The 3,119-nt window shown below is 63.4% G+C and carries 4 protein-coding genes; all 4 read left to right on the top strand.

Annotation, left to right across the window (positions count from 1 at the left end; translation table 11 throughout):
- A partial coding sequence (locus VF515_03610; protein HEX7406720.1) for a secretin N-terminal domain-containing protein occupies positions 1–957 on the top strand: 957 nt, incomplete at its 5' end.
- Between the two features lie 166 nt (positions 958–1,123).
- On the top strand, positions 1,124–2,194 hold the full coding sequence (locus tag VF515_03605) for a Xaa-Pro peptidase family protein (protein ID HEX7406719.1): 1,071 nt from the start codon (positions 1,124–1,126) through the stop codon (positions 2,192–2,194).
- The gene (gene accB / locus VF515_03600; protein ID HEX7406718.1) at positions 2,191–2,736 is read left to right on the top strand and encodes an acetyl-CoA carboxylase biotin carboxyl carrier protein; all 546 of its coding nucleotides are present in this window, start codon (positions 2,191–2,193) and stop codon (positions 2,734–2,736) included. Before VF515_03605 ends, accB begins: the two co-directional genes overlap by 4 nt.
- Before the next feature lie 26 nt (positions 2,737–2,762).
- Positions 2,763–3,119 (top strand): biotin carboxylase N-terminal domain-containing protein (locus VF515_03595; protein HEX7406717.1); only part of this gene is annotated, 357 nt, incomplete at its 3' end.

Below are 3,119 nucleotides of genomic sequence, written 5' to 3'. Positions count from 1 at the left end.
GCGCTGTCGGTCGATAAGACCCAGTACACGCACTTTCTCAGCTACGCTCACGCGGCCGACGTAGTGCCGATCGTGAAAAAATTTCTCTCGGCGCGCGGCGACGTGATTGCCGACCCGCGCACCAACGCACTGATCCTCACGGACATTCCGAGCACGATTCCGGACATCCAGCGCCTGCTGCGCGAGCTCGACCGCAAGACGCAACAGGTTGAAATCGAAGCCCGCGTGGTGGCCGCAACTCGCAACTTCGCGCGCGACATCGGCGTGCAACTCGGCTTCGGAACCGGCAACAGCGTGATGGCTGTCGGCGGCGCCGGCGCAGTGGGGACATCTCCATTGCAGTTGACTATCCCGAACCCGCTGTTCTTCGTGACCGGCCAGGCGATCCCGCTGTTCTCGAACCTGGGCGCAGTCGGGCCGTCGAGCGGCATCTCCTTCTCCAACGCCACCTCGGCCTACCGCGTGGACGCTATCCTGACGATGGCGGAAAGCAAGGGCCTGCTCAAGATCCTGTCACGTCCGCGCGTCGTGACGCAGAACAATATCAAGGCGCAAGTAAAACAGGGTATCCGCATCCCGGTGGTGACCGCCTCGCAGTTGAGCGGCCCGGCCACCACGCAGTACATTGAAGCGGCGCTGCGGTTGGAGGTCACCCCGCAGATCACGGCTGAGAACACCATCTTCATGAACATCGACGTCGAGAATACGACGCCCGACTTCGGCCACCAGGTGAGCGGCAACCCGGCGCTCATCACGCAACAGGAAACCACGCAGGTCCTGGTCAACGACGGCGGGACGATCATGATTGGCGGCGTCATCCAGACGCAGAATTCGATCAACGTGACCCAGGTTCCGCTGCTGGGTGACATTCCGGTGCTGGGCAATCTGTTCAAGCACCGCTCGGTTACGACCTCGACCCAGGAACTGATCTTCTTCATCACACCGAAGATCGTCTAAACTAAGCGGCCAACCATCCACTTAGCCAGGCCCCCGCGCAAGGAGCGGGGGCTTTCTTTTTGAATGAAGAATTCAGAATGAAGAATGAAGGATAAGAACAGCCGTAGCGCGGCCGTTCTTTCATTCTTCATTCTGAATTCTTCATTCTTCATTTAGTCTCTTTGCCATGGACTACGCTCGCCGCCAGCAGGCTCTACGCGACCATCTGGGCCGTCTCGACGCGCTCCTGGTGACGCACCTGCCCAACCTGCGCTACCTCTGCGGATTCACCGGCAGCTCTGGCGTCCTGGTGATGCACCGGGGGAAGCCGGTGTTTTTCACCGACGGCCGCTATACCACGCAGGCGCGCGATGAGGTGCAGGGCGCCCGGATCGTCATCGCCAAAGGCAGTCCTCTGAGCGCCGCGGCAAAGTGGGCGGGAGAGCGTGGCATTCGTGGGCTCGGAGTGGAGGCGCAGCACACCACGCTGGCGGCGCGCTCTGCCCTGAAACGCACGATGGGAGCCGGTTCCCGGCTTCGCGAGGCGGGCGGCATGGTCGAGAAACTGCGCCAGGTAAAGGAGGCGGACGAGATCGCGCTGATCCGCGACTCGGTGAACCTGGGGGCTTCGCTGCTCGAGGTTGCGCTAAAACAGATTCGTCCGGGCGTAAAGGAAACCGATGTCGCGGCCGAGATGGAGTACGCAGCACGGCAGCGCGGCGCGGAGGCAATGTCGTTTGAAACGATCGTCGCAGCCGGGAAGCGGTCAGCGCTTCCGCACGGACGTGCGACGTCCTCGCCGATACCCGCGCGCGGGTTCGTCGTCCTCGATTTCGGTGTTATACTCCGAGGTTATTGTTCGGACATGACCCGTACCGTGTGGGTGGGGAAAATTTCCCGGTCCGAGCGCGATCTGTACGAAGCGGTACGCGAGGCGCAGCAGGCGGCAACCGAGGCCGTGCGCGCCGGCGTCACCTGCGGCGAGGTGGATCACGCCGCGCGCTCCGTACTTCGCAAGGCCCGCCTCGACCGGTACTTCATGCATTCCACCGGCCACGGCGTTGGCCTGGAGATCCACGAGGAGCCGCGCGTGGCGCGCGGCCGGCAGGAAGTCCTGGCGCCGGGCATGGTCATAACCATTGAGCCCGGCGTTTACATACCCGGCCGGGGCGGAGTCCGCATCGAGGACATGGTGGTGGTCCGCGAGGGCGGCTGCGACGTCCTTACCCCCGCGACCAAGGCATTGATGGAGCTGTGAGACCTACGGGCCGGCCGGTTCGCCGCGACCCGATCACGCCGATGAATCAAAAAGAGCTCAAGGAACTGATCGAATTTCTTATCGAGAAGGACATCGCCGAGTTCGAACTCGAGCGTGGCGACGTCAAAGTCCGGATCAAGCGCGCCGTACCCGAAACACAGATGCCGGAGGCACGCTTCGTGGCCGTCCAGCCCGCACCGGCACCCGCGAGCGGGGCGGGCGCGGCGCCCCCGGCTCCCGCTCCCGTGGCCACTTCCGCGCTACCTTCGGCCCCGGCAGCGCCGGCGGTGGAAGAAGCAGGGCTGCATATCATCCGCTCGCCCATCGTGGGCACCTTCTACGAGTCTCCGTCACCGGGAGCGCCGGCTTTCGCCAAGGCGGGCGACACCATCAGCGTCGGCCAGGTCCTGTGCATCATTGAAGCCATGAAGCTGATGAACGAAATCGAGAGCGACTTTGCCGGCGAGCTGGTGAAGAAGTTTGTCAGCAACGGCCAACCGGTCGAATACGGCCAGCCCCTGTTCGCCGTGCGCGGCGCATAGGCCCTTGCGCCTCGTGATGAGAGCGGATGGATAAACTCTTCAACAAAGTCCTGATTGCCAACCGTGGCGAGATCGCCCTGCGCGTCATCTGCGCGTGCAAGGAGCTCGGCATCCGCACGGTCGCCATCTACAGCGAGGCCGACCGCAACTCGCTGCACGTCAAGTTTGCCGACGACGCCATCTGCATCGGCCCTCCGCGTCCCGCCGACAGCTACCTGAACATCCCGGCCGTAATCAGCGCGGCCGAAATCGCCAACGTGGACGCCATCCATCCCGGTTACGGACTGCTCAGCGAGAACGCGAATTTCGCGGAAGTCTGCGAGACCTGCGGCATCAAGTTCATCGGCCCGCCGCCGGAAATCATGCGCCTGATGGGCGAGAAG

It is taken from the genome of Candidatus Binatia bacterium, from assembly GCA_036382395.1.
Classification (GTDB): Bacteria; Desulfobacterota; Binatia; order HRBIN30; family HRBIN30; genus JAGDMS01.
This window is presented reverse-complemented; position numbering and strand designations above follow the sequence as displayed.

Bases quoted from the DNA above. Each gene is read 5' to 3' on its own strand.
- VF515_03605 (HEX7406719.1), top strand. From the start codon at position 1,124: ATGGACTACGCTCGCCGCCAGCAGGCTCTACGCGACCATCTGGGCCGT.